The 1,193-nt window shown below is 37.3% G+C and carries 2 protein-coding genes; one reads left to right on the top strand and one right to left on the bottom strand.

Features of this window, described 5'->3' with window-relative positions; all coding sequences use genetic code 11:
• A partial coding sequence (locus H6B30_RS15975; protein WP_500684413.1) for a restriction endonuclease subunit S domain-containing protein occupies nt 1-566 on the top strand: 566 nt, incomplete at its 5' end.
• Here H6B30_RS15975 and H6B30_RS15970 read toward each other — a convergent pair.
• Nucleotides 559-1,193, bottom strand: a 635-nt coding sequence (locus H6B30_RS15970; RefSeq protein WP_205112236.1) for a restriction endonuclease subunit S, incomplete at its 5' end; no start/stop codon positions are given. The genes H6B30_RS15975 and H6B30_RS15970 overlap by 8 nt on opposite strands.

The following is a 1,193-nucleotide window of genomic DNA, read 5'->3' as shown; positions in this document are numbered from 1 at the left end:
AGCTCTATTCATCAGCAAATGGCAAAACATATTCATTTAGGCAGATATTTGATGTGGTTAATGAGAAGAACAAGAAACTTACATATTCCAATGTCCTTTCTGCCAGTCAAGAATTGGGGATGATTGAACGGAGCGATATAAACATAGATATCAAATTTGAGCAAGGTAGTATCATTGGTTATAAGATTGTCCGAAAGGGCGATTATGTAGTACATCTTCGTTCTTTTCAAGGAGGTTTTGCTTTCTCTGACAGGACAGGAATATGCAGTCCTGCATATACAATCCTGCGTCCAAACGATTTAGTCGCGTATGGTTATTTATCTCATTTTTTCACGTCAAGACCGTTTATAAAGTCACTTAAACTTGTTACATACGGCATCCGTGATGGCCGTTCCATCAATGTAGATGAATGGTTGGATATGACTGTCATACTCCCAACATGGCAAGAACAGTTGCACATTATTTCTGTAATAAATTCCATAGACAACAAGTTGTCTAATGAAAATCAGATACATAATTGTTTGCTTCGACAAAGGACATACTTACAGAAAACGATGTTCATATAAACATTTTGTGTAATAGATAGTTCCGTTGCATTGTGAGGCTTTGCATGATGTGCTGTTCGCAAGATAATTTGGAGGATAACGAATTGATAATTTGCGCTATGTTTTTCTGTTCATCCAAATCAGGTATGCGATGAGTCGTATTGAAAAAATCCATCACTGAAATATTGAGTAGTCCATGATTCCTTGCGCCTTCACCTGCTATGTCAGCAATGCCTTTATGCCATTTTTTTGATTCAAAGTAATGCGCAAGATAGTCTGTATCTACTTTGGCCGTATCAGGACGGAAACAGATATACAAAGGAGATAATACACCTTGTTCATATCTTTCCAATCGTTTTACTGCACCCCATGCGTAATCGCCTGAATAACTTTTATTATAGGCAAAATCCCCTTTCTGTAAAAGATAATACCCTTCCAAGTTTTCACTTGCAACAGTCTTATTAAAGAAATCTTCTTGATTGACAAGTCCATGCTGCGCTGCAATGGTCAAAACTCGCCTGCATTGACTACCTGTATTTTTAGTTTGAACCCTTTGGCATATATCTGAAAGTTTAACCAACTTCCACTCCTTGCTATATGTGGATAACCTTTTAGCAGGCATTGATTCTTTTGGAGCACAAAATAGAG

Source organism: Marseilla massiliensis (genome assembly GCF_016899955.1).
Taxonomy (GTDB): Bacteria; Bacteroidota; Bacteroidia; order Bacteroidales; family Bacteroidaceae; genus Prevotella; species Prevotella intestinigallinarum.
Note: the sequence above shows the minus strand (reverse complement) of the source record. Positions and strands in the feature narration are given on the sequence as shown.